This is a genomic window from Microbacterium sp. BF1 (assembly GCF_019279095.1).
GTDB classification, from domain to species: Bacteria; Actinomycetota; Actinomycetes; order Actinomycetales; family Microbacteriaceae; genus Microbacterium; species Microbacterium maritypicum.
Window position 1 is genome coordinate 1 of the sequence record NZ_JAGYWT010000610.1, and the last position, 1369, is coordinate 1369.

2 protein-coding genes are annotated in these 1369 nt (G+C 70.7%); one reads left to right on the forward strand and one right to left on the reverse strand.

Features of this window, described 5'->3' with window-relative positions:
• Positions 1–371, forward strand: a 371-nt coding sequence (locus KZA10_RS15385; protein WP_256934942.1) for a hypothetical protein, incomplete at its 5' end; no start/stop codon positions are given.
• 29 nt (positions 372–400) lie between these two features.
• On the opposite strand, the gene KZA10_RS15390 is transcribed toward KZA10_RS15385, so the two are convergent.
• The coding region (locus KZA10_RS15390) for a DUF5719 family protein (protein WP_218683320.1) at positions 401–1369 on the reverse strand (969 nt) is incomplete at its 5' end.

Here is a 1369-nt window from a genome sequence, read left to right on the forward strand (position 1 = left end):
GCCGCCACGGCCGCCTCGGCCGCAGCGAGGTCGTGCGGCCACCGCTGGCTCCGCTCGACGGCCGCCTCGACAGATTCGATCTCACCGTCGGCACCGCGGTCGAATTCCTCCGCGGCACATGGCCGGAGTTGCAGGACGTGAGGTTCGAGATCGGCGCGATCCCGGGATTCGATGCGACCGAAGAGGTGCCGCGCTGGTACCTCGACCGCAAGAACAAGCGCATCGTGCTGTTCCGTCTTCCCATCGAGCGGCTCCTCCCCCCGGGGCACGACGATGCGGCGCACCGCCGTATGGCGATCGAGAGCGCCGTGTTCCGGGCAGCGGCGGAGTACGTCGGCCGCGAGCCGTGGGATCTCGGCCACGACCACTGAGATTCCCGCTGCGGAGACTCTCTCCTCGGTCAGGGATAGACCGTGATCGGCTTCTCTCCGGCACCGCTCGCCTGAACGGGCAGCACCGCGATCGCCCCGGGTCCCGTGAGGGTCACCGCAGCATGCACGGGGGCTGTCGTCTGCATCCGATAGGTGGTCCGCCCGGGCACCTCGAGTCCGCCGGTGCGTCCCGCCGGGATGACGATCTCCTGCGGCTGGCCGCCGTCGAGGGATTCCAGCGTCACCGTCGCATCGCGGTCGGACGTGTTCGCCAGCTGCAGTCGGGCGTCGGGGCCGGCCGGAACCGCGAACACCACGTCGACGTCGAGCTCCGGGGAGGGCATCACCCAGGCGAAGTCCGAGTCGAGACCGAATCCGTCCTGCTGCCTGATCGCGGCGACCAGCGGCACGTCGGATTCGACCTCGACGGTGTACTGCCCCGGCTCGAGGCCGGAAAGCGACACCTGAGAGGGCAGATCGGCCTCGACCGGGACCGTGAACTCGTCAGCGGCGCCCGTCGCGCCCTCTGCGCGCACCGTCACCTGGACGCGCGCGGCGACACCCGGTGAGAGCACGCGCAGGACGGCCATCTCCGCATCATCGCCGCTGGCCGCGAAGGCCTGCACTCCCGTGAAGACGAGCTTCTGCTGCGGCCCCGCCACCGAGTCCTGGAGATCGATGCCTGCGGGATCGAGAACGCGCACGAGCGAGGACTGGAGGGCGGCTCGCACCGGTGCGCCCACCGCGCTCACCTTGACCACGGGCACGTCGTTGCCGGTGGCGAACGATGTGAGCGGGAGAGCTGCCTGCGACCGGGCGGGGACGATGACCGTCCGGGTGCTGCGGGCAGGTCCGTACACCGAGAGTGTCACCGTCGACGGGACGTCGGCCGCGTTCGTGAGCGTGACGATGTCCTCGGTGCCGGTGTCGATGCTCCCCCCGACCAGCCAGGACTCCAACCGCGGCACCCCGCAGGGCAGCGCGGCGTACCCCGCGAG